Raw genomic sequence first — 24,770 nt, forward strand, 5'->3', positions numbered from 1 at the left:
GCTCGGCCGCGGCAGCGAGATAGCGATGTTTTTCATCGCTATGGCTCAGCAATCCCGCGGCCTCCGCCGGTTTGACCCCGCTATAAGGATGTTTTTCATCCTTATAGCGGAGTTGCTCGGCCGCGACAGCGAGATAGCGGTCCGACCTTACATTAGCTAGCGCTGCCAGCCAAGAGAACCGCTGCTAGAAACACCAACTGCAGCAGCGTTCGAGCGAGCAGCTTAGGCGTAGGTCTTCCGCCGATGGTTAATCGCTCCCGGGCCGCCTTCACGTTGGCTGGGAACATGGTTATAAGCAGCAACGCCAAGCAGATGGAAGCCACGCGGGAGGTAGCGGGAAGAAGAATGCCGACGGCTCCGGCAATTTCCAGCCAGCCAGTGGCAGTAACCAGCAAATCCTTCCTCGGGAATGCGGGCGGAACCACTCGGATCAGGTCTTGTCGGTTTTTTCCCCAGTGGGCGGAAGCGGTAACCAGCAGCATGATGGCCACCGCTATTTGAGTCGGATTTTGCCAACCGTCGAAATAGGACCAGCCAAACAGACCTAGAACCTTAAATAGCGTAAATGAAACAACAAGCACATAAAAAGGTATCATGGATATCCCTCCGTAAAAAGTCTATTGGCTTGACTTGGTTTGTAACATATCTCTTATAAACAACGAATAATCTTGGGTATTAAAAGATGTCCCAGCCAGTGGAATCGAGGAGCGCAGGCGTAAACCTAGTGAGAGCAGAACGAACATCTCCGCTGTCTGATCCGTATCCACTGATTTCGGAATGACCCCGTGTTCTTGGCCAGTCATTATCCACTGTTTGGATACATGCACAGACCGCTCATAATACTGCTTGAGCACATCTGAGACCATAGGCTGATCCTCTTTTCCTAATAGATACATCAGCACTTTGTTCGTTACATCCTGACCATCTTCCAGAGCTGATAAACTTTCTGTGATCTTTTGCATTGGATTATCGAATGTTGGGCGGTCTTGCTCCACTTCGTCCATAAAGCGTTTGTTGGTCTCTTCTAGCCGTTCTTGCAGTACCCAAGCAAAGATTTCGTCTTTATTTTTCACGTAATGAAAGATAGCTCCCTTAGACAATCCTGATTTCTCCATGATGTCTTTCATTGTGATGGAGTGACACCCTTTTTCCCTTATCAGCTCTTTGGTTGAATTTAGCAGCAGCTTCGTTGTTTGCTGCCTGCGTTCCTCTTGTTTCAAAGTCATCCCTCCGGGTACGTTTGTAACTTAAAATATGTTAATTATCCCTTTACACACATTATATATACCGACCATCGGTTTGTAAATAAGTTTGGATCATTATTAGACGACAAACAAGCGCATGCCGCCCAAATGGCGCATGCGCTTGTTTATGTGCAATATCTAGACAGGAAGCAGAAGCACTTTGCCCGAAGTCATATTTGCCGTATACTGCTTGATGGCATCAACGGTTTGACTCATCGGGAAGTGTTGGCTAATCTCAGTTTGGATATGTGATCCGATTGTTTTTTTCATCGATCCCTGCAGGGCGAGAAGTTCAAAAATAGATTGCGTTTTCACCCAATCGGATGCCCAGAATCCGGCGATACGTTTCCGGCGAAAAACAAGATCATCGGCGTTGATCGTTGTCGTTTTTCCACCCAGAAGGCCGTATTGGAAAATGGTCGCTCCATCAGGGAGTGCCGATAGAACGAGGCCCGTTAAGTCGCCTCCTACGGCATCAAAGCATACGGTAGCTCCTAGCTCATGGGACTTACGCTTTAAGTCCTCCGTGAAGGTAGCTGAGCTGCTGTTGACGATATGCTGTCCGCCTATTTCGCTCAGCAGCCGTTCATGTTCTTCCTTGCGAACAACACTAATTACAGGAATACCATGCTCTTTGCCGAGCTTCACTAGAATTCTGCCAAGTGCGCTGGCACCGGCTGTTTGAACGATGGCTTTAGATTTATGCTGCTTTGCTATCTTCACCATGGCCATGGCACTCGCCGGATTGACGAAGAAGACAGCACCCTGCTCATCGGATACATGATCTGGCAGCACCATGCAGGTCATAGCACTCGCTTTGGTATAGGGTGCCCAGGAACCGTAAACTTCGGATACAAAGGCGACACGCTTCCCTTTTAACATCCGTGCTGCAAGGCTGCTGCCTGTTGCGATAACTGTACCGCATCCTTCCATGCCGCCAACCGAAGGCAGTTCTCGTTGTATGCCATAATGACCGTGCAGAAATAATAAGTCGGCGGGATTAATAGAGGCAGCATGTACTTTAATCAGCACCTCACCGCTGTTTATTTCTGGGATAGCAGTCTCGCCAAATTCAATACCTGAAATCCCTCCATACTCCTTGATCATTACGGCATTCATTATCTTCGTCATGCGAGTAAACCCACCTTATCTATTTGCGTATAATGTTCTCTAATGATTATATATGACGGCTGCAAAAGTGGGAATATTTATAACTGTCTGATAAATCCATGAGCGATATTGAGATCCGAGGGCAAGAATTTGGTAGCGCCTGATTTGATCAAACCAGCAAGAACGACACAATTAGAGGCAATGGCCCCGCGCATCCATTTGGGATCGAAGGGAGAGTTGGCTTCTAAGGTTTGGAGGTCCTGCGCTGCCAATTGTCTGGTTAGTTGGGTGAAATCATTTCTATGGCAATACAGATCATCCTCAAGCTCGATCTGGAAATGACGCAAATACGTTTTCTCACCGCCTGTATACGCAAACTGCTCCAAGGAAGCCGGTAATCGGCAGGAGAGCCACTTGATACAAGTGGCAATCTGTCTTTGATCTGGAGGTCCGAGTAAGTTGAATTGTTGGTTAAGATCCGAGATGCCGAATGGAATCAGATAAGGAGCTTCGCTTTCACTCGTGATAATTTGGATGCTCCCTCCCCCGGCATTGATCACATCAAGGTCACTGGGGATATCTGATTCGGCTATAGCTTTCTTCAGCAAGTCAGCCTCCTCTTTCTGGCTGATAGTTCTGTACGCAATCCTCAAATTCCTACAAACTTCCTGCATATGTTCGGACAAAAGAGGTGATCTTCGCATCGCTTCTGTACCGATAGCTTCGATGTCTCCTTGGCCAAGGCCTTCGATAAAGGAGCCCTGCGTAGAAAGCAAAGACTTTAAAGTACCTTCAATAGACGGCAGATCTACCCCGCTCTCCAGAAGCTCCCAGGTTAGAACATCCACTTGTTCAATATGATCATTTGATTTCCTGAACACTTTGGCACTATGACTTCCCAAATCCAAAATTAATTTATTACTGTGCATAAGATCTCACCCATTTGTTCGATAGTTTGGTTATCCCCTAGCGTGGTCTCAGAAGTCCAATACTAAAGGATCAATGATTTCTATGTCAACCAATTTTTGCTAAAAATTAGTAAAAGTTTGTATAAAGATCTAGTTTCAACAAATTGCCTTGTTTTACGACACTGAAGGAATGAAATCAGAGGGAGTAGAGGGGGATAGATGCAGGAGTTTGCAGCTTAAGTTGGACTCTCTTGGAAGAAGTTGATTGGAAATGGGGCATCGAAGCAAGTTAAGCTCAAAAAGAATACTTTATCTGCCGAGAGATGCCCTGAATCGGAATCCATCGTCAAATTTGCTCAATTGAGAACCCGGATGAATGCATCCCTATTCGCGGTTGAATGATGTTGTAAAAATGCAACAATTGCTGCCTAGATCCCGGTTTTCTCCCTTCGTTATTGTATTACGTACAACAATGGGGGCGCATACAGGCCATTTCGCAACAAATTGGTTCGAAATGTTGTATAACCTGCAACTTCAACTTGCAAAACAGTCCTTGGGCGTGTGAATTGTTGTAGAAATTACAACATGTGTAACCACGATTGCCAATCTTCCCACACATAGCTGCTGAACGACTCTAAAACCAAAATCTTGGAGTTATTACTACCCTATGTTAAATAGAAGCTCCCAAAGACCCTTATTTCTGAGAGTAGCTAGCTTTTCATCCTATCAACGACAAATAAGAGCCTCTAAAGGCTCTTATTCCACTCCAATAGCCACTTTTTGCGAAAATAGAAGCTCCCAAAGACCCTTATTTCTCAGAGTAGCTAGCTTTTCATCTTATCAACGACAAATAAGAGCCTCTAAAGGCTCTTAGTCCGCTCCAATAACCACTTTTTGCGAAAATAGAAGCTCCCAAAGACCCTTATTTCTGAGAGTAGCTAGCTTTTCATCCTGTCAATGACAAATAAGAGCCTCTAAAGGCTTTTATTCCGCTCTAATAGCCACTTTTTGCGAAAATAGAAGCTCCCAAAGGCTCTTATTTCTCTCAGTAGCTAGCATTCCCTTATGCGACAAAAATAGGGCTGCCCTCAAGATCTAATTGACCTTTTGGGACAGCCCCACCTTCACATGACAAATTTATAGCCTACGCCCCACACGGTTTTTATGTATTTCGGTTCTTTGGGATTGACTTCAATTTTTCTGCGCAAATTCGTAATATGAACATCAATGGCGCGGTCGTTTATGTAGGAATCGAAACCACGTAATGCATTTATGAGATCTTCTCGGCGGTAAACGCGTTCGGGATGCTCGTACAGCAGCCGGATAAGCTCGAATTCGGAGAACGTCATTTCGATGGATTCGCCTCGGACGTAGAGCGTTCTTTTTTCCAAATTCATGTATAAATCCGTGGCTGGTACGGTAACTTCATGATCTGCATGAAGTGTTGTGGTCTCGGTAGGATGTCCCAATTTGAAACGACGTAAGAGTGCTTGTATTCTGGCTTTCATCTCATGCATGCTGAATGGTTTGACTAAATAATCGTCTGCACCTACTGTGAATGCTTCAATTTTTTCGCTCACTCTGGAGTCGGATGAAATGATAATAATGGGCACAGGAGTTATATTCCGAATGGACGTACACAGCTCAATTCCTTCGAAGTCAGGAAGATTGAGATCGAGAAGAATAAGATCCGGTTCAAATTCATGCAATGCTGCTAGGCCTTCCTGACCGTTGTGGGACCTTAGGACTAAGAAGTCTTCCTCTTTCAGATACATACAGATCATTTCTCCGATAATATCATCGTCCTCAATTAGTAGAACTCTGTCCATTAGAAACTCCCCCAAACTAAGCTAAATTTTCCAATACCAAAATCCGTGTAAATGAACAGAGGGAATGCATGTGCTAACACTTTACTCATTAATTCTATTATACGGTGTCGAAATTTAAGAGTAAACCGCGATCATTGACATTTAATGAGAAATTGTTAGTAAATTATTAGTGAAAATAGAAGGGGGAAATCGTACCATTTATGTAAGTAACCTAATAAGTGGAAAGTATAATAGAGATAATGCGTATCTATTGCTTGTAAGGGTGGTGGGGAAATGGGTCTTTTGGACGGGTATGGTGTTCTAATTGTAAGTGATTCAAATGAATTAAGATCAGAAGTAGGATCCTTAATCGAGAAGGATACACAGTTCGTAATGACAGGTATGGCGAAGCATGGAAACGCCGTACTTGACTGCATCTTGTCGAATAAACCGGATTTGGTCATCATTGATTTAGATATGGTTAACGCAGATGGACTACTTGCGCTTCATCTTATCATGAACCATAGTCCTATTCCTGTCGTAGTACTAAGTACGCATACACCCGAATGTTCTATGAAGACCATTCAAGCGATGCGGCTAGGTGCGGCAGATTATTTTCATAAAGAAATGTTAGCCCAAGAATTGAAAAATAAAATTGTAACTTCTTATTTCCTAGAACGATGCAAAATGGCGATTCAGAACGGGGTTCAAGGCGTCTATGACTCTCCCTTTTATGCAGCAGGAATGGAAGGAATCGTTCTCTCTGCCTCCCAACCACATAAACAAGATCGGTTCCAACGGCGCATGGACATCGAGTTTCACTTGCGAAGAGCAATTGATAATCATGAATTTCATCTTGTTTATCAACCAGTCGTTGATGTATATTCGAATCGAATTGTAGGACTAGAGAGCCTGATTCGTTGGCATAATCCTACTTTGGGTCAGGTGCCTCCTTCGGATTTCATCCCAGTAGCGGAAGAAAGCGGTCTTATTCATGAAATAGGGGAATGGGTACTGAAGGAAGCCTGTATGCAGAACAAGCGGTGGCAGGAAGCTGGCCTTTCCAAGGTGTTTGTAGCGGTTAATCTGTCTAGACGACAGTTCAATGATAGCCGGCTTAGCCGGATGATTCAGACTATTTTGGAGAAAACGGGCTTACAGCCCAAGTACTTGGAGCTCGAAATTACGGAAAGTATGAGTATGCAAGTTGAGCTGGCTGCAGACGCACTTCGACAGCTGAAGAAGCTGGGTGTTCGCGTTGCGATGGATGATTTTGGTACCGGATATAGCTCACTCGGGTATCTCAGAGATTTTCCCATTGATAAATTGAAAATTGACCAGTCCTTTATTAAGGGATTGATACATAAACAAGTGAATGCGGTTATCGTAAACACGATGGTTACGATGGCTAGAAATTTGAATCTTCTCGTTGTAGCGGAAGGTGTAGAGACAGAGGAGGAGCTTCAAGTACTGCGGGAGTGTGGCTGCAGACTGGTCCAAGGCTATTATTTCAGCCAACCGGTCATGGCGAAGCGTATCGAGGAAATGCTGCATCTAGAAACCAAACAGACAGGATAGCGTGATTATCCTACATTCTATGTCGATATAGGCTGGTGATTACTCTGCTTCACGCCTTGATTACCAATTTTGCTATTATAACGATTTTTGTATTATTTGTGGAACAGCTTTCCATCACGATGAAACTGAATGAGAAGCCTGCTTGGCTCTATAAGGTTTTTATTGGGCTTTCATATGGCATGTTGGTTTTTGTCCTCTTACACTTCAGTACCCCTGTTGATGATCACGTTATTATTAACTTTCGCGGAATAGCCCTACTGCTTTCAATTTATCTAGGAGGATTCCTCTCCTTAAGTATTACATATGTTTGCTTATGGATAGGGCGTTACATTTTTGAAGGTCACATAGAAATTCCACAGCTGATATTTGGCATGATTGCTGTCACGGGGACCAGTATTATTTTTGCTAGAGCGCGATCATATTGGCTTAAATGGTTATATGGAAGCGTTATTTTCTACCCGTCCTATTATACGATGATTTGGTTTGTTTATCGAACACCATTTGATATCTTCTACAGTTATATTTTCACGCAGCTGCTTTGTTCGTTTCTTGTTGCTTGTTTTGTGCGATATTTGGTCCGGGCTCGTGAGTACAAGCAGAAGATCTATCAAGTGGAACAGGAACTAATCGATATGCTGCGCTTTCAAGCAGGGTTTACATTCAAACTCCATAAACACTGGGATCGATACGTTTACGTTCTATTTGAAGGACAGTTGGTTTATCATCTTGGTCTGAGACCTAGTCAATTCATCGGAAAAGAGTTGGACGAAGTCCATGTATTAAGTGAAGAATTTAAACAATTCGTAAAGCAGCATTATGATAAGGCTTGGGAAGGTGAACGAGTCTCGTATGAATACGATTGCAACGGTTCTACGATCCTTGTTAACTTACAACCCATATATAAGTATGGCTCCGTCAATGAAGTAATTGGATCTGCTGTGGATGTGACCGAGCACCGTGCCGCGCAAATCAAAGCGAGAGTCAGAGATGAGCAATATCGGACGTTGGTGGAAAATTCGGAGGACTTTATTTTCAAATTTCGACTGGACGGAAGTATCTCCTCTACGAACTACAAAATGGATCAGACCTTTCAGCTAGAGCCTGAGCAAGCAAAGGGACAGCAATTAACGGACCTGGTCCAGATGGATGACCCGGAGAAGTGGGAGCGGATATTCGTACAAACGATTGAGAGGGGGAAAACGCAGCAATTTGCGATCAATTTCCTGCTTCCGGATGGCAATCAGCATGCGTATAACGTCACTTTGTCCCCTTTATTCAATGAGGATAAAACAGAAATCACCGGCGTCACCGGCACGGTACATGATATAACCGACTTGAAGAAGCGTGAGGAAGCGGATGAGTCCAACAGGGCGAAGAGTAAGTTTCTAGCGAGGATGAGTCATGAAATACGCACGCCTCTGAACGGTATTATTGGACTTTCCTTACTTTTACAACGGACAGAATTAACGGCGATTCAGAAGGATTATTTGGACAAAATTGATTGTTCCTCTAATGTCCTGCTTGCAACGATTAACGATATTCTTGATTTCTCAAAAATCGAGGCCGGCAAAATGATCTTAGAGATGGTGGATTTCTCACTAGAGCTATCTCTCCAAAAGGTTGCTGATCTGGTCAGTATATCTATAGGCAAGAAGCGAATCGAGATCATGCTGGATACTCCAGCAGATTTACCAGATATCGTTAGCGGGGATTCCTTTCGTCTAGAACAAGTACTCATTAATTTATCTAATAATGCGATTAAATTTACGAAGCAAGGCTATATCCGTTTGAAAGTTCGGGTCGAGAAATATGTGGACGAAGGAGTCGTTGTTTCTTTTACAATGGAAGACTCTGGAATTGGTATTTCTAAGGAACAGCTATCGCAGCTATTCTTACCGTTCTCGCAAGCAGATACATCCATTAGCCGCAGGTATGGCGGTACCGGGTTAGGACTAGTCATTTGTCAGCATTTGGTGCAGTCTATGGGGGGCGTTTTGCAGGTGGATACGGTCCTCGGGGAAGGCAGCTGCTTTTATTTTAGCCTGATGTTTGGTGCAAAGGGGAATGCAGGGAAAGGGGCAAATCGGTTGCATAAGCACGCTGGGCTGCTGCAGGGGAATAACCGTGCGCTCTTAGCTGAAGATCATCCAGTTGTAGCGCAGCATTTATCGGAGCTCCTAGATTCCTTTCTGTTTCAAGTGGATACGGTTACTTCCTCATCCGAATTGTTTACTTCATTGGAACATGGTAGCGCGAACAAGTCTGTAAATGACTATCTATTCCTGGATATGCAAATGGATCAAATGCAGCATCCAGCCACTTGGCGTCGTGTCTTAGAATCGATAGATCGCTCAAAGACGAGAGTGATTGCGTTTACAACACTTGAAGGCAGAGAGGAAATGTCCGAACTGCCATCGGAGCTGAAAGCGGATGCAGTTATTGTTAAGCCCGTCAGCAGGCTGACATTGCAGAACAGTTTACAGGCTTTGAATCAACGCGTACTGGAGGAATTTCAAGCCTCTGCAAACAAATCCATTGAAGTAAATAACTTGTCTTCTATGTCCAAAGGTAATATTTTAGTTGCTGAGGATAATGAAATTAATCAATTGGTGATTGTTGGCCTTCTTGAACAATTAGGTTACCAAGCGGTTATTGCGCAGAATGGCTATGAAGTCCTGGAACTTGTTGATCAGCAGGAATGGAAACTGATTCTAATGGATATTCATATGCCTGAGATGGATGGTTATGAGGCAACACAGCGGCTGAGGAAGCTCAAACAGATGAATAGGATTCCGATCATTGCCCTTACGGCAGATGTCATGATGCAGGAACGACCGGAAGTTCTTAAACTTGGGCTGAATGACATCCTGATTAAACCAGTAGATGAAAAGCAGCTTTCCGATATGTTGGAGAAGTGGTTAAATCCGAGTTGGTTATTTGAAATAGAGGGTGTAGACACCACGCAAATCATGAGAAATATCGATCATAAAATACATATTCTTCAATATATGATGGAGAAATTTAAGCAGGATTACCGTAATTTCTCAGAACAATTTTTTCCTTTGATCATCAATCAGGAGAATGCGACTGCACGCAGAATGGTTCATACGCTTAAAGGTATTGCAGCCAATTTCTACGCGGAGCCGTTGTTAACAGCGGTTCTGGCTTTGGAAAAAGTGATGGCAGACGGAATAAATCTGGATGTCTGTCATGAGGGGGTTATACGTATTCAGATTGAAATTGAGCGGATACTTGGTATGAAGCAAGATGACCTGCAAGCAAATTATTGGAGTCGTTAGATGACTGGTTCTAACTTTGGAAGCTGCCGCGGCAGCTTTTTCTTTTTTTGAGGAGGAAAAAAATCATATAATAGAGACATGAAGATTTATAGTGAAAAGGCAGGTGTACGATATGAAAACAATAAAAGTTTATCATTACGATGCATTCAGTCATATTCCTAACATGGGTAACCCTGCGGGCGTCGTATTGGAAGGCGAGACGCTTTCTGATGATGACATGCAAAAAATAGCAGAACAAGTTGGTTTTAATGAAACGGCTTTCCCGCTTAAGTCCGAAAAAGCTGATCTCCAGATTCGGTTCTTTACACCTGGTCATGAAATGAATCTCTGTGGTCATGCTACAATGGCGACCATTTATGCATTGAAAACAAAAGGGTTGCTTGGAGATCAAACTGATTTGACGATTGAAACAAAGGCAGGCGTATTATCGATTAGATTTGACTCACAACTGAATAAAGGGATTTACATAACGATGCAGCAAGCCCCTCCGCAATTCCAAGAGTTCAATAGTTCACTGAAAGATTTGGCATCTGTTATGGGGATTCAAGAAGAAGATATAGAAACCAATCTACCAACAGTGTATGGAAGTACGGGCATATGGACGTTGTTAGTCCCGATAAAAAGCCTTAGTACTTTCAAGGCAATGAAACCGAATAATAAGCAATTCCCAGAGGTATTAAAAGAATTGCCAAACGCATCGGTACATCCTTTCTGCTTAGAAACATACGATGTGAATGCGCACATGCATGCTCGTCATTTTTCATCTCCTTATTCCGGTACGATTGAGGACCCGGTAACTGGCACCGCTTCTGGTGTAATGGGGGCTTATTATGCCAAATATTTGAACAAGGAAGCTGACTCTCCACTAAATCTTTTAATTGAGCAAGGCCATGAGATGGGCCGGGATGGCAGAATTCACGTAACAGTAACACCAAACAATGATCAATATGGCATAGAGATTAAGGGTACTGCTGTTCATGTTAAAGATTTCGAGGTCTCCATATAGTGCGGGCGCTTACGGATATATCACTGGAATGAAATACGCTCCTTTGAGTAACAATAACGCGAAGTGCATTTAGTGAGATAACGGAGGGATTTCTTTGGATCAAAATGAATTGCATAAGAAGCTTGGACGTCCAGTTAGCTGGGCCATAACCTCGAATCCGGAAGAGAACGAGGATAACGCTATCTCGAATAATGTGGACAAGACCGATGAAGAAGTTCCGTCTAACTATCAGGCGATGGGTGAAAGTTATAGCGATACGACTAATTTTGAAGTTAACAAAGAGCCCGGCAGATTGAATTAAAATGAAAAATAGGTGAGCCATGTTGAGAGTGTTCAATGTGGCTTTTTTTAATAGATAAATAACACAACATTGCGGCCCTTTCCTTGCTCAGAGGGTGTAGCTTTGGGTAGGACGTAAGACGAAGGACGAAAGGCGAAAGGCGAAAGCTTGCCCCTATTTAGCATGGTTTGCTATGGATTTGACTGAGCTGAGTGAGATTGTGGACACATGCATAATCTTCCGGTGATTGACTATATTTTCCTGGTTATTGTTTTCTGGTTTGTGAGAGAAATGGAGAATTAGGTAGGTAAGTTGTACAGCGTACAACAATATCCTTGTTTTTTTCCGGGAAAGCTAAGGATGTTGTATGTTGTACAACAATTTAACCGTTTTATAGGATACATAGCTACTTTTGGCTAAAATTGTTGTATTTTATGCAATATTCGCTTGGGAAAAGTGGATTTAGCCGCCTAAAGTTGTACAACGTACAACATTACTACGGATTAGCAAGCAATTGGCTAAGCATACACGTCATTGACGTAATTTGTGATGCATCAGACAATACTTTGCATCAAACCGAGAAACTAACCAATGAGGTTGCCACAGAAGAGAGGGCACCTTTTAACGAAGCAATTCAGCATGGCATATGGTTCAGGCTTTCAATCACCTAAACGACTTCAGCAGTTTCCAAAGTGGTACCAGAATCCTCGAAGAATTTATGCGACGATTTCTGTGCTCGTTTTTGCCTCGGTTATCATATATCAAGTTGTCCAAAATAATGTTGCGGTAGCTACGGGAAAATAGCTTTGGAATATCAGTAACATCTTTGAGCGCCTTATCGGACAATCGGTGGGGCGCTTTGTCATGCGTTGGACAATTTGAGGGAAAAATTGTAACTTTCATGCAAAACTCACGTCTAATTATCGAAAGGAGATGAATAGTTTGAGCAAATGGTTAACCTCGCTGCTAGCCGCAGCCATAATTGTACTATCCGGGCCGCAGCTCTCTCATGCTGAACAGGAGCTTGCTGCACCAAGTGCTATGCCTTATATAACCTTGTTGGATGAGTTTACTTTATATGCAAGCAAGGAAACAAGATCAGATGAGGCCATCGGCTCGCTTAGCGCCTTCCAGTCTGTCCACTTAGCTCCGATAGAGAGTAACATGCTGCTGGGCATCACTGGTATGGATAAAGTGCCGGTTATGACATGGCTTGGTGAAGCATGGATTAACTTGAAGGATGGCGCGTACAAATACGGACAAATGGAGCTTCAGGAGCAAACACTGACTTTACTTGAAAAGGAAACAGATCTGTATGACTCAGCGTCATCGATGAAGATGACCGCGTACAAACTCTCTCCGCAAACGGTTCAAGCGGTTGCCTCTATCTCTGTGTGCGACCCTTATACGCCATGCTACTCCAATGATAAGTGGTATTTAATCAAAACTTCGTGGCTTGGCGACAAGTGGGTTCGTCCGTATCATTATGCAGAAAAATACAAAGGTTCTCCGGTCGAAGGAATGATATCGATTGAACAGGATACTGAAGTTTATATGTTGCCTTTCGAGAAGCCTTTGTCTGACGAGCCGAAACTGACCCCTCAGATAGTAAAGCCTATTGAGAAGTATATGCAGCAAGCGCGAATGGTCCCTCCAAGCGTCTGGTATAAGGTCGATACATCCAAAGGATTAAGATGGATACACGCAGATGATTCCCATGGACTTGGATTTGAGGGTGTAGAGAAGGTCGATCTTAAACTCGACATTCCTGTCCCATTTCACTATTACCAATTACCATTCCCTTATAGCGACGAGTTACCTGGGCCTCAACTGCCGCAAACCGTTCATGCGATTGGAAAAATAGATGGTTGGTACTTTGTCGTTACAGATGGTTCTGGCAAATGGATCAACTTGGCCAAGGAAATCTCTTCCCGGTTCACTGGTGACTTCGATAACGATGCCAAATTTGGGGTAAAGCTGAGTGATGTTAGTCTTGAACTGACGGCGGCATCCATTGCACTGGATACACCGTATATGGATGCTTCATTGACTACGCAGGAGCTTACCTTTACACCACAAACCGTCACCGCTTCACGTGAATGGAAGTCTCCAAACGGAGAGTTGTGGTATTACATTCATACTTGGCAAGGAGCCAAATGGGTGCGTCCATAAGGTATATTTAGTAGAGTGGCCTTATGAATTAATCAGGTCCGGAAATTATAAATAAAACTCCTGTTTTTTCCGGACCTAAAAAAAGTGGTACGAGTTTTCTTATACATTCAACTTCTCTAACTCTTGGGTTTGCGGTTAGCGAAAAACATCAGTCCGAATGAGATAATGATTATGACTCCTGCCCAGCACCATGCGAGGGTTTGATCACCAGATTCCACAGCAATATAGATGGCGGTAGGCAAAGTTTGGGTTTTGTGAGGGATGTTGCCTGCTATCATTAGTGTTGCGCCGAATTCCCCCAGCCCTCGAGCAAAGCCAAGAATGTAAGCTGCCGTAACCGAGCGCCATGCCAAAGGTAAGGTTATATATCGTAGAACTTGCCACTCGTTTGCTCCCGTTGATCTCCCTGCGTCTTCCAGATCCTTATTGACCGAAGAAAATCCGGTTTTCATCGTTTGATAGACTAAAGGAAAAGCCACCACGATCGAAGCGATCACCGCAGCCCCCCATGTAAAGATGATCGACTGATTGAAGAAGCTTTCCATGAGGTACCCAATCCAACTCTTTTTACCCAATAGGACCAGCAAGATAAAGCCTACGACAGTCGGAGGCAGTACCAAAGGCAGAAGAAACGTAGTTTCTAACAATGTCTTTCCGCGAAAGTACCGCCGCGACATTCCCCAAGCTGCTAATCCACCAATCAAAAGAACAAAAATGCTGGATACGACGGCAACCTTTAACGAAAGGAATATAGGATAAGCAAATTCTGTCCAGTTTATCTGTTTCATCATCATTTTGGAATAGAGAAGCCGTATTTTACAAACACATCTTGGGCTTCTTTACTTTGAAGATATGTGTAAAAGTCAGCGGTTTCTTTGCTGTGTTTGGTTGCTTTTACAATGCCGGCAGGATATTCAATGGGGGTGTACGTTTTTGGATCAACACTGAAAGTTACTTTAACATTTTTTGAAGTCAGCGCATCAGTCTTATAAACAAACCCGGCTTCGGCATTCCCAGACTCTACGTAGGTAAGTACTTGGCGTACATCCTTGCCCTGTACGATTTTGGCTTGAAGCGTATCCCAAAGCTTCGCGTTAGTCAATGCTTCTTTGGCGTAGCTGCCAGCAGGAACGGTCTGCGGTTCTCCAATTGCTAAGTGCTTGATCATTTCGTTTGTTAAATCTTCTGTTTTTTGTACGGCCACTTTGCCATCAGCGGGAACTACGAGAACTAATTCATTAATTAGCAAGCCTTTTTGCTGTGTTGGATCAATCAACTGCTTGTCAACTAGGGTTTTCATATTTTTAGTCGCTGCCGAAAAGAATAAATCTGCAGGAGCCCCTTGTTCGATTTGTTGTTGCAGAGCCCCCGAAGCTCCGAAGTTAAAATTGAGTTTGATTTGTTTGTTTTTGCTCTCGTAATTCGTTTGAATCTCTTTGAAGGCATCGGTTAAGCTTGCGGCTGCGGAAATCGTTAATTCTACTTTCTCGATGGGTACTTGTGTTGAATTTGCAGCAGGCTGCTCCTTTTTACTCGCACAACCTGTGATGATCAGAGTAGTTATAATAAAACATAATAAAACATAACTAAACACTCTTATTTTTAGCATTGTGTTCCCTCCAATCTTAAGTTCATATATATTTGATTATAAATGAAATAGTATAATTATTGATCATTATATTAAACCATATTTAATTAGTAAACAGCGGGATTGAAATACCCTATTTATCAGCTTATGATAGATGATAATGTATCAACAGTTTTGATGTAGGAGTAAATCTACGCTACTTTATGAAAAACGTGTCTTTGGAGGCTTACAATGACAGCTGACATTTCCTATACAACGGAAGAAATATCCAAACTTTTGAAAATCTCCAAACTAACCGTCTATGATTTAATTAAAAAAGGGGATCTGCCTTCCTATCGTGTCGGAAAGCAAATGCGTGTAGACGCATCGGATCTCGAAGCCTATAAAACACGTACGAAAGGAGGTATAGCCTCTACCCCTAAAAAGGATCTGGCCGAGCCTCCTACACAGCAGAAATCTTATGCTGCCTCATCTTCGAAACAATCTCTAGTTATAACTGGACAAGACATTAGCTTGGACATTTTAGCCAAACATATCGAGAGACATGTACCCAATTACAGACCGCTTCGTTCATACGTGGGAAGTCTAGATAGCTTAATTTCGATGTATAAGGGTGAATCTGATATTGTCAGCACCCATTTGCTGGATGGTGACACCGGTGAATATAACATTCCCTATATCCGAAAATTACTGACGGGTTCTTCTTATCTTGTTATGAATCTCGTTTCACGTTCGGCTGGCCTATACGTTAAGCAAGGAAATCCTAAACAGATTTACGGGTGGGCTGATCTCAAGAAGTCTGGACTTCAATTGGTCAATCGTGAAAAAGGTTCCGGCGCACGTGTTCTTCTCGATGAGCAGCTCCGTCTTCATGGAATCCCACATCAGCAGCTAAACGGTTATGAGCAGGAGGAATCGAATCACATGGGCGTAGCTGGTAAAGTCGCCACGGGTGAAGCGGATTTCGGAATTGGAATTGAAAGAGCAGCCTATATGGTTGGCGGCGTTGAGTTCATTCCGCTTATTCAAGAACGGTATGACCTTGTCATGTTAAAGAAACCGGAGAATCTGGAATGGATTGAGAGAGTGAAGCAAGTCTTACAATCGGAATCCTTCCATAATGAGCTGCGTCCTATCCAAGGTTATGATTTATCTCAGACAGGGCGCATTATATTCGAGACTTAACGATATCAGAACGATTTTATTTTAAACATGTCAATTCACTTATGGTCTAGTGAATTGGCATGTTTTTTAATCGCTTTGGTGTCAAAGGAGGAGGAGGAATTCCGTCTAAGGACTGATTTTAATTCTAGGGATCTCATTTACAATAAATTCAAATGAGAAGAACGGTCATGGAAGAGTGGTGAGCATACTGCATTATTTGCTTGGGTTAGTGAGAAAAAAGATCATATGGTGCAGTTGTATGCCTATGTATGTGCGCTTTGGAGTACGAATGGGATGGTTCATTCGAACGGTTCTCATTAACAAGAAACGAATGGAAATGAGGATGATGCGGGGGAAAATGCCAGTTTGAATATCTTCATGCAACTCATACATGAATATAAAAAGCTTACCTAATCGCAAGCGATTAGATAAGCTCCTTAGGCACAATTTAAAACACTTTCGTCGTCCAAGATTCACAATTCCATGTTTCTGTTACGACATCGCGATAAAAGTCTGGTTCATGGGAAATCAGCAGAATGCTGCCTTTGTACGCCTGGAGAGCACGCTTCAGTTCATCCTTCGCATCGACATCCAAGTGGTTCGTCGGCTCATCGAGTACAAGTAAGTTCGTCTCGCGGTTGATCAGCTTGCAAAGCCTAACCTTCGCTTTCTCACCACCGCTGAGTACCACAACTTTACTCTCGATATGCTTGGTTGTGAGACCGCATTTGGCTAACGCCGCGCGTACTTCGAATTGTGAGAACGAGGGGAACTCATTCCACACTTCCTCAATACAGGTGTTGTTATTGGAATCCTTGATCTCCTGTTGGAAGTAACCGATTTGGAGGTTATCTCCCTTTTGTACAGATCCGGATAGTGACTTGATTTCACCTAAAATACTGCGCAGCAACGTCGTTTTACCGATTCCGTTCGCCCCTACAAGCGCGATCTTCTGACCTCGTTCCATACGAAGGTTGAGCGGTCTGGATAAAGGATCCTCGTAACCGATAACGAGATCAGTCGCTTCAAAAATCAGCTTACCAGCCGTTCTCCCCTCCTTGAAATTAAATTGAGGCTTCGGTTTCTCTCTGCCCAGCTCGATGACTTCCATCTTGTCCAGCTTCTTTTGCCGGGACATCGCCATATTCCGCGTTGCGACACTCGCTTTGTTACGGGCTACGAAGTCTTTTAATTCAGAGATTTCCTGCTGTTGACGCTTATACGCGGATTCAAGCTGCGACGTTCTCATTTCGTGAACCTGCTGGAAATGCTCGTAATCGCCGACATAACGGTTTAAGGCTTGATTTTCCATGTGATAAATCAAGTTGATAACGCTATTAAGGAACGGAATGTCATGTGAGATGAGAATGAAGGCATTCTCATACTCTTGCAGGTAGCGTTTTAACCATTCGATATGCTGTTCATCGAGATAGTTCGTCGGCTCATCGAGGAGCAGAATATCCGGCTTTTCGAGCAGAAGCTTCGCAAGCAATACCTTCGTCCGCTGCCCACCGCTTAAATCATTGACGTCCTTATCCAGTCCAATATCCGTAAGGCCTAGGCCACGGGCGGTTTCTTCGATCTTGGCATCGATCATGTAGAAATCTTGATTCGTCAGTGTATCCTGAATCGTTCCAACATCCTCAAGCATTTGCTCAAGCTCTTCCGGCGTTACGTCGCCCATCTTGGCGTACATATCGTTCATTTCCTGTTCCATGTCGAACAGATATTGAAAGGCTCCCTTTAAGATGTCGCGGATCGAAAGGCCTTTGTTCAGTACAGCATGTTGATCAAGGTAACCAACGCGCATACGTTTGGACCATTCGACCTTGCCGTCATCCGGCTGGAGCTTACCTGTAATGATATTCATGAAGGTGGACTTCCCTTCACCGTTAGCGCCGATGAGTCCGATGTGCTCGCCCTTGAGTAAGCGGAAGGATACATCGTTGAAGATGGCGCGGTCTCCAAAGCCGTGACTTAGTCGTTCTACGTTTAATATGCTCATGAATGACACCTTTTCTTTTGATCTATTCTTACTTTATTCCTATTTTATTATAAACGATAGGTAACGAACAACACCAAAAAAGACCATCCCCATTTAGAGCAGCTAGACGTCGCAATATTTGTTGTTATGGTTACATATTCCTTCATAAGTTACCTAGAATTGGGGAAAATAACATTTGCCCAACTTCAAGTACAGGGAGATAGAAGACAATGACGACAGTAACTTGTAAATGTGGATCGACGATCCAACAAGAGGTGGTATTCCCCGTGAGTCCGAGCCGCATCTACGAGGCATTGACCGATGCAACACTGTTTAGTGAGGTGATGGGAGGCTCCCCGACAGAAACGTCGACCGAATCCAGCGGCACCTTTTCCTGCTTCGGAGGAATGGTCGTAGGGAAGAATATAGAGCTAAGGCCAAATAAGCGAATTATTCAAGCATGGCGTATCAAGGATTGGGAAGAGGGCGTATATTCCCTGGTGAAGTTCGAGCTGGAGGAACAAGGGGAGGGAACCCGCTTAACCTTGAGCCATACAGGATTCCCTGAGGACCAAAGTGAACATTTGTCTAAGGGTTGGCATATCAACTACTGGGAACCGCTAAAAAAGTTCTTCGCTTAACAGATAAAAACGTTATCCGTTCACTTGAACGATAACGTTTTTTATTGTATAGGAAATTATGCAAAATACCCATCTGTGAATAATCAGACTCTGTGGGTGAGCTTCGGCTCGCAGAGCTCTCGCTGTAAGCGCGGTTTTCGCGCTTAATTGTACTCATTTTTGGGCTGCTAATCCCTAATGACATAACCTTGTCCAAGTTCAATCTCTGTGAAACCCGCCATTTGGCGCGCTTGAAATCCGATAGGCTTGTTTCTGCCCATGATGATGATATTTAGTATGTCGGAGGCATCCTCAGATGGCAGGGCAAACGATTTGACATAAGCATATTCCTCGCTAAGAGTCGTATGAATGGCGTTTAGAAGCTGATCATTCTCGCCTTTGCCCATCAGATTCATGATGATAGACCCTTGGGAATCTAGTTTCTCCCTAGTCATCCTGAAAAACTCCCTGGATGTTAAATGCAGAGGAGTACCCTTTTCCGTGAAGGCGTCCAAAATAATATAATCGTAGGTCAGCGGTTCCTCACTCCCGAGAATCTGGCGTCCATCACCAACAATCACATTATCCTTGCGGTATCCAAAAAACCTCTTGCTTAACTCCACGATTTTATCATCAAGCTCTGCTACTTTAAATCGTTTCTCCAAATAATGCCCAGCAATCGTTCCAATTCCATGCCCAATGACAAATACATCTTCGAATGATGGGGTATTAAAATCCATTAAATGGATAATTGACCGCGGGTATTCAAATAGGATTCTTTCCGGATTATTCAAATCCATCGCACCTTGTATAGCCTGATTGGAAAACTCCAAGACTCGGAAGTTTCCTTTCTCACCATATAGTTCGGGAGTGTCGTATACAGATATCTCGTGATTATTGCTGACCTCTTTAAACAGGACTTCCAAGTTAATAGCTCCTTCTTAATATTTGTTTGTATCCTTAATTCTAACATTAGTTCGTATTTATTTATAAATGCTGACAGACTGTTGTCACAGTATGAATGTTATATTCTCTATATTAAAACTAGTAGGAGGAAATATACATGCATGCAGCAGTTACTGAAAAACAGATTTATGGCAAAAGAATAAGAACAAATAATCAAAATACAAACAAAATACTTAGTCTGTGGGAAGAGTTTCTTCGTTTAAATGTAAAAGGTGATATCTATGCAGTTTATAATCATTATTCAAGTGATTTTACAGGTGATTATGATTTGCATATTGGTTCTGAGAAGAAATTTACGGATGAGAGTAGTGTCATAATTCTAGCAGGAAACTACCATGTTGTAGAAGTAGATCATACGGATCCGCAAGGCGTCTTTCATGCTTGGGAGGATATCTGGAAAAGTGATATTAAAAGAGCATATAAAACCGATTTTGAATTTTATTCTCAGGATGGCAGTATAAAGATATTTTTATCCATTGAATAATGAATAGGAAAGAGATCCACAACCCGTTGTTGTGGATCTCTTTCTGTCTTTTTAAAAACAAATTATCGATTGCGTTGCAACACCAAATATCCACTAAAACTTGAAGTTTTTTTCTGGAAGACGATCTTAAAACCGATGTCATGGTCTAATAAGCAGTTTAAGGCATTGATAAGCAATCCATTGGGAACCAATGTAAATCTGCAAGGTTGAGCACTGCCAATAACACGAGCAGCAATAATCCTGCGTGCGGAACCTGGGCGAAGAGGGTTTCTTGTCCAACTGATCAATATTAGATCAGGTTGTAAAACAGCTTTTGCACGAGCCATTCCGATCACCTCGTTTCTATATTAGATTCTCTATATAAAATGCAAAGTAGATTCATAATGTGCTAAACAAAAGGCGGAGTAATGAACACTGGCATACATAACAAAAAAGGAGAGGTTGCCCTCTCCTTACGAATTGCATGTTCTGCATACGATGGTTGATCTCACAAGTAAGATACCGCCGAAGTCGTTTACCCTTGTGTCACTCGTCGGCCATACTCGGCTTTGCGATAGTCCTTCGGCACGATGCCTTTGCTTTCTCGAAAAATACGGGAAAATGTCTTGTACGAACCGTACCCGACCTCCAAGGCAATCTCCGTCACGCTCATGTCGGTGGATACTAGCAGGCTGCACGCATGGCGAAGTCGCAGATCGTGCAGGAAATGAACGAACGTTTGGCCGGTCGTTTGTTTAATGACCTCGCTGATGCGGGATACACTCATAGTGAACCGAGTCGCAAGGTCAGATAATGCCAGATCCTCTTGATAGTTCCGGTGGATGTAGTGAATGATTGGCCACACCGAAGGACTCGTTTTTGCCCCTGAGATTGGCGAGATGGCCGTAGCTTCAGTCTGTCCTGCTTGTTTCCAACGATAACGATCGAACCGAACAAGAATTTCCTTCAGTCTTGCTTTCAGAAGCGTCTGCCTGTAGCGTTCGTTCGCGTTGTACTCTTTGTACATATCTTCAATGAGAGCACTCATTTGCTGTTGATCTTGCCCACTCAGTTGGACATAGCCCGGCAGGGTATTCGTATCATTAAACAAGCCAGACAAGCCTTGATCGTTCCCTGGCTCCATAAGCAAGTCCATACTGAACGAACAGTTGAATAGGACTAGATGCTCCCCCGGATCTGTGAAAATTTCATGCACCTGATAGGGCAGCACGAACGTAAAAGTGCCTGGTGTCATCGTATGTTTCACATCATTTATGGTTTCTGCTCCTCGGCCATGGACGACATAAGAGAACTCTAAGTAATCATGGCGATGTGCCCGAAAGCCACGGTCGAGCGTATTCCTGCTGAAGTGAAAAGGGAAGGACGACTCCATATTGGGGTATGTTTTTAGATAATCGGGAAAGTACGTCATAGTGAGGCTGATCTCCTTCGAAAAAATGGGACGTTTTCCGAAATAACGGTACGACTTCTTGCTGCACTTATTTTACCATAAAAGGAGATCGAACAGGATGTGCATATGAGGAGGAACGAACAGTGGGAAGCGTTAACAAAATTAGAGTAGGTATTATTGGAGCGGGAAATATTGGCGGGGTTCATATTCGTGAATTTTCAAAGCTAGCCAATTTATGTGAAATTACGGCGATTACGGATGCCTATCTGCCACTCGCGGAAGCACGCGCGCAGGAACATGGTATTCCTTACGTGCCGGCTACCCCCGAAGAACTTATACAAAGTGCGAATGTAGACGCTGTTATTATCGGCGTGCCTAATATGCACCATGCTTCGCTTGCTGTACAAGCGATTGAAGCAGGTAAGCATGTGCTGATTGAGAAGCCAATGGGTATTAATGCAGAAGCGGCCAAACAAATTTACAAGGCCAGTCAAGCATCAGATAAAGTCGTCATGATCGGTCACCAAATGCGCTGGGAATCCGTGCCCCTTCAGATCAAAGAGCAGGTCGATGCCGGTGAGCTAGGCAAAATTTATACAGCGAAAACAGGTTGGTTCCGCCGCAAGGGTATTCCTGGTTGGGGCACCTGGTTTACGAAAATGGAGGAGTCCGGCGGGGGCCCGCTGATTGATATTGGCGTTCATATGCTGGATCTTGCCCTCTACTTGATGGGGAATCCGAAGCCAGTGTCGGTATCGGGCGCTACGTATGCCGAATTCGGGCCTCGCCGCAAAGGAATCGGAACATGGGGTACGCCGAATTGGAACGGTACGTATGACGTCGAAGATTTGGCTACTGCTTTGATTCGCATGGAAGATGGCAGCACGCTGACGCTGGAAGTGAGCTGGGCCGTACATATGGATACGGACAATACACCGTTCGTTCACCTGATGGGAACAGAAGGCGGAGCGAGCTATCGCGGAGCTAACGGTAAGCTGTTGACGGAGAAGTTTAATAAAGCAATTGAGACCGATCTGAAGAAACCGGATGATGATGAGGGTGAACGTCTGCGCCTCAGCCTCCATTTCCTAGATTGCATTCGTGAAGGCAAACAACCGATTACATCGGCACTCTCCGGCTATACGAACAATTTAATTCTCGATGCTATTTACGAATCTTCACGAACTGGGAATGAAGTGAAGCTGAACTGGAACGAATAACATCACACTTGGAGGAATGAATATGCTTAGAGGATTAACGGGGGCTGGACTCGGCAAGCTTGAAAGTAATGAACAATTCATAGAGTTAGCGGCAAAATATGGCTTCGAGGCCGTCGATATCGACGCGCTTGGTTTAGTAGAGAGCTACAGTATAGATGGGGCACGTGAGCTGCTCAATAAACATGGCCTCGTCATTGGTTCCATCGGTTTGCCAGTTGAATGGCGAGGGACGGAAGAGACGTTCCGCGCAGACTTGCCGAAGCTGACACAAGCAGCAGCAGCTGCCGCAGCACTTGGATGTACGAACTGCTGCACGTACGTGTTACCTTCAACAGATTTGGGCGCTGCGCATTTCATGGCGTTAGCTACACGCAGACTGCGTACTTGTGCCCAAATCCTAGGGGCCTACGGCATCCGTCTTGGATTAGAGTTCGTTGGTCCGCATCATCTGCGTACGCGCTGGAAGCATCCGTTCATCTGGACGCTGGATGAGACGCTGGATTGGATCGACGCCATTGGCGAGAGCAACGTTGGCTTATTGTTCGACGCGTACCATTGGTACACGAACGGGTTAACGGTGGCAGATATTGAGAAGCTTCGCGCTGAGCAGATCGTACATGTCCACATCAACGACGCACCAGATGTTCCCGTGGAAGAAGTGCTGGATAATGGACGCTTGTATCCAGGTGAGGGTGTAATCGATTTGGCAGGCTTCCTGCAAGGGCTGCAGCGTATTGGTTATAAGGGGGCTGTCTCTCAGGAAATATTGACGGCAACGCCGCCGACAGAATCCCCTGAGAGCTTAGTCCAACGTTCCAAAGCCGGCTTTGATAAAGTGTATGCGGCAGCTGGGATTTGATTTTGTAACATAGATGGTAATGTTTAAGTAAGATAGGCTCGCCTTGAGTGAGGATGGCATAGACGTGATGAAGAAGCTTGCTGGCGCAAGTGTTCACGGCCACCTTCAAGGCGTGCCTTTTCTCTTTTTATACCGTTAAAAATTATTCGACAAAGGTTCCTAAAATCCCACCCTACGGAATGACAACCTTTTTATCCATTTTCTTATAGTATTTTCTTGTCCATAGAACATAACACATCATGAATTTAAAGGAGATATCAAAGGGGAAATGGAACAAGAAGACTATATCGCAGAGGCAACCTTTCATGCTAATATTTCATACCTCATTCAAGCCCAAACGAAGAAGCAAGCCTTAGAACAGGTCGCATACGAATTAAACAAAACCAACATCCAGCTTAGTGAAATTACGCTTGAGAATGAATTAGGGGACTCCTACGTTTTTATGGTTCAAGAAGTTGAACAAATGGATTGGTATGACGTGGATCATACAGAGTGTAGTAACCAGTTTAAGGTGTTTGGTTGTATGCAGCTGCTTATTATCCTACGGAAACAGAAAGACACTCCGAAAGATGTTGAACAAGCAACCTACCGTTTGTCTCAGTCACTTGTATACGGTAAACCAGTCTTGACGATATCAGAAGGCTATAAGCACATATTTTTAACCGTTTCACAACATAAAATGGCGTGGAAAACCAAGCTTCAGGAAACAGAATTGGAAACGGAAACAGTGCTTTTAAGTAAACTTGCCTAACAATAATTGAAAGAGAGGATACGATCATGCAAATCAAAAAGAAAAACGACATTGGTGAGATTTTGGACAATTTTTCATCGTTTGCCAAATGGGACGCCTCAGGAGAGAAACTATACCTTGTGTTTGCCGACAACAAACGCGGAGGGCAATGGACTTTGATGAACTACTCGGATGATCGTTTCAGCGTTCATGGACTTGGCCAAGACTATGTAGATGAGAAAGAATCATTCTTTGAAGAACGTAACAGCGTTGTATCGTTCTTATGGGATAATCGTGCTGCACTCAAAGCAGCTGTCAAACCAACAACCTAGCTTTTGGTTGCTAGGATTAGGACAAGCA

23 protein-coding genes are annotated in these 24,770 nt (G+C 43.8%); 12 read left to right on the forward strand and 11 right to left on the reverse strand.

Going from position 1 to position 24,770, the window contains the following annotated elements:
* Window positions 1–152: 152 nt before the first annotated feature.
* The 5 genes from ASD40_RS14610 to ASD40_RS14630 form a co-directional block, all read right to left on the reverse strand.
* Window positions 153–596 (reverse strand): DoxX family protein, encoded by a 444-nt coding sequence (locus ASD40_RS14610; RefSeq protein ID WP_057303975.1) that lies wholly within the window; start codon window positions 594–596, stop codon window positions 153–155.
* Window positions 597–617: 21 nt separating this feature from the next.
* A complete protein-coding gene (locus tag ASD40_RS14615) occupies window positions 618–1,220 on the reverse strand; it encodes a TetR/AcrR family transcriptional regulator (protein WP_057303976.1) in 603 nt (200 codons plus the stop codon).
* 162 nt (window positions 1,221–1,382) lie between these two features.
* Window positions 1,383–2,375, reverse strand: a complete 993-nt coding sequence (locus tag ASD40_RS14620; protein ID WP_057303977.1) for a zinc-binding dehydrogenase — start codon at window positions 2,373–2,375, stop codon at window positions 1,383–1,385.
* A gap of 77 nt (window positions 2,376–2,452) precedes the next feature.
* Complete coding sequence (locus ASD40_RS14625; protein WP_057303978.1) at window positions 2,453–3,283, reverse strand: Ppx/GppA phosphatase family protein; 831 nt, start codon at window positions 3,281–3,283, stop codon at window positions 2,453–2,455.
* 1,103 nt (window positions 3,284–4,386) lie between these two features.
* Window positions 4,387–5,091, reverse strand: a complete 705-nt coding sequence (locus ASD40_RS14630) for a response regulator transcription factor (protein ID WP_057303979.1) — start codon at window positions 5,089–5,091, stop codon at window positions 4,387–4,389.
* A 273-nt stretch (window positions 5,092–5,364) separates the two neighbouring features.
* Here ASD40_RS14630 and ASD40_RS14635 point away from each other — a divergent pair, with 273 nt between their 5' ends.
* The 5 genes from ASD40_RS14635 to ASD40_RS14655 all read left to right on the forward strand — a co-directional run bounded on the left by ASD40_RS14635 (window position 5,365) and on the right by ASD40_RS14655 (window position 13,405).
* A complete protein-coding gene (locus ASD40_RS14635) occupies window positions 5,365–6,648 on the forward strand; it encodes an EAL domain-containing protein (RefSeq protein ID WP_057303980.1) in 1,284 nt (427 codons plus the stop codon).
* Window positions 6,649–6,683: 35 nt separating this feature from the next.
* Complete coding sequence (locus ASD40_RS14640; protein ID WP_156390012.1) at window positions 6,684–9,947, forward strand: response regulator; 3,264 nt, start codon at window positions 6,684–6,686, stop codon at window positions 9,945–9,947.
* 112 nt (window positions 9,948–10,059) lie between these two features.
* On the forward strand, window positions 10,060–10,953 hold the full coding sequence (locus ASD40_RS14645) for a PhzF family phenazine biosynthesis protein (RefSeq protein ID WP_057303982.1): 894 nt from the start codon (window positions 10,060–10,062) through the stop codon (window positions 10,951–10,953).
* A 94-nt stretch (window positions 10,954–11,047) separates the two neighbouring features.
* The gene (locus ASD40_RS14650) at window positions 11,048–11,254 is read left to right on the forward strand and encodes a hypothetical protein (RefSeq protein WP_057303983.1); all 207 of its coding nucleotides are present in this window, start codon (window positions 11,048–11,050) and stop codon (window positions 11,252–11,254) included.
* Between the two features lie 921 nt (window positions 11,255–12,175).
* Complete coding sequence (locus ASD40_RS14655; protein WP_057303984.1) at window positions 12,176–13,405, forward strand: hypothetical protein; 1,230 nt, start codon at window positions 12,176–12,178, stop codon at window positions 13,403–13,405.
* A gap of 116 nt (window positions 13,406–13,521) precedes the next feature.
* Here ASD40_RS14655 and modB read toward each other — a convergent pair whose 3' ends face one another.
* Together modB and modA are read right to left on the reverse strand one after the other, a co-directional pair.
* Window positions 13,522–14,193 (reverse strand): molybdate ABC transporter permease subunit, encoded by a 672-nt coding sequence (modB, locus tag ASD40_RS14660; protein WP_057304238.1) that lies wholly within the window; start codon window positions 14,191–14,193, stop codon window positions 13,522–13,524.
* Window positions 14,194–14,195: 2 nt separating this feature from the next.
* On the reverse strand, window positions 14,196–15,014 hold the full coding sequence (modA, locus tag ASD40_RS14665; RefSeq protein WP_057303985.1) for a molybdate ABC transporter substrate-binding protein: 819 nt from the start codon (window positions 15,012–15,014) through the stop codon (window positions 14,196–14,198).
* Window positions 15,015–15,224: 210 nt separating this feature from the next.
* On the opposite strand from modA, the gene ASD40_RS14670 reads away from it, so the two are divergent.
* Window positions 15,225–16,178, forward strand: coding sequence for a helix-turn-helix transcriptional regulator (locus ASD40_RS14670; protein WP_057303986.1), 954 nt, complete (start codon window positions 15,225–15,227; stop codon window positions 16,176–16,178).
* A gap of 427 nt (window positions 16,179–16,605) precedes the next feature.
* On the opposite strand, the gene ASD40_RS14675 is transcribed toward ASD40_RS14670, so the two are convergent.
* On the reverse strand, window positions 16,606–18,162 hold the full coding sequence (locus ASD40_RS14675; RefSeq protein ID WP_057303987.1) for an ABC-F family ATP-binding cassette domain-containing protein: 1,557 nt from the start codon (window positions 18,160–18,162) through the stop codon (window positions 16,606–16,608).
* A gap of 209 nt (window positions 18,163–18,371) precedes the next feature.
* Between ASD40_RS14675 and ASD40_RS14680 the strand changes: the two genes are divergently transcribed.
* Window positions 18,372–18,782: an SRPBCC family protein gene (locus ASD40_RS14680; protein WP_057303988.1), complete on the forward strand. Its 411-nt coding sequence runs from the start codon at window positions 18,372–18,374 to the stop codon at window positions 18,780–18,782.
* Between the two features lie 167 nt (window positions 18,783–18,949).
* On the opposite strand, the gene ASD40_RS14685 is transcribed toward ASD40_RS14680, so the two are convergent.
* Window positions 18,950–19,687 (reverse strand): spermidine synthase, encoded by a 738-nt coding sequence (locus tag ASD40_RS14685; protein ID WP_057303989.1) that lies wholly within the window; start codon window positions 19,685–19,687, stop codon window positions 18,950–18,952.
* 137 nt (window positions 19,688–19,824) lie between these two features.
* Here ASD40_RS14685 and ASD40_RS14690 point away from each other — a divergent pair, with 137 nt between their 5' ends.
* Window positions 19,825–20,211: a GyrI-like domain-containing protein gene (locus ASD40_RS14690; protein WP_057303990.1), complete on the forward strand. Its 387-nt coding sequence runs from the start codon at window positions 19,825–19,827 to the stop codon at window positions 20,209–20,211.
* 62 nt (window positions 20,212–20,273) lie between these two features.
* On the opposite strand, the gene ASD40_RS14695 is transcribed toward ASD40_RS14690, so the two are convergent.
* Complete coding sequence (locus ASD40_RS14695) at window positions 20,274–20,537, reverse strand: hypothetical protein (protein ID WP_057303991.1); 264 nt, start codon at window positions 20,535–20,537, stop codon at window positions 20,274–20,276.
* 188 nt (window positions 20,538–20,725) lie between these two features.
* Window positions 20,726–21,622, reverse strand: a complete 897-nt coding sequence (locus tag ASD40_RS14700; protein ID WP_057303992.1) for an AraC family transcriptional regulator — start codon at window positions 21,620–21,622, stop codon at window positions 20,726–20,728.
* Between the two features lie 122 nt (window positions 21,623–21,744).
* Between ASD40_RS14700 and ASD40_RS14705 the strand changes: the two genes are divergently transcribed.
* From ASD40_RS14705 to ASD40_RS14720, 4 genes are all read left to right on the forward strand, one after another.
* Entirely contained in the window at window positions 21,745–22,821 is a 1,077-nt protein-coding gene (locus tag ASD40_RS14705; protein WP_057303993.1) for a Gfo/Idh/MocA family protein, read from the forward strand.
* 22 nt (window positions 22,822–22,843) lie between these two features.
* Window positions 22,844–23,680, forward strand: a complete 837-nt coding sequence (locus tag ASD40_RS14710; protein ID WP_057303994.1) for a sugar phosphate isomerase/epimerase family protein — start codon at window positions 22,844–22,846, stop codon at window positions 23,678–23,680.
* Between the two features lie 268 nt (window positions 23,681–23,948).
* Window positions 23,949–24,431 carry a hypothetical protein gene (locus tag ASD40_RS14715; RefSeq protein WP_057303995.1) on the forward strand — a complete coding sequence of 161 codons (483 nt, stop codon included), beginning with the start codon at window positions 23,949–23,951 and terminating at the stop codon, window positions 24,429–24,431.
* A 26-nt stretch (window positions 24,432–24,457) separates the two neighbouring features.
* Window positions 24,458–24,742, forward strand: a complete 285-nt coding sequence (locus ASD40_RS14720) for a hypothetical protein (RefSeq protein ID WP_057303996.1) — start codon at window positions 24,458–24,460, stop codon at window positions 24,740–24,742.
* Window positions 24,743–24,770: the final 28 nt, after the last annotated feature.

The organism is Paenibacillus sp. Root444D2 (assembly GCF_001426375.1).
GTDB lineage: Bacteria > Bacillota > Bacilli > Paenibacillales > NBRC-103111 > Paenibacillus_E.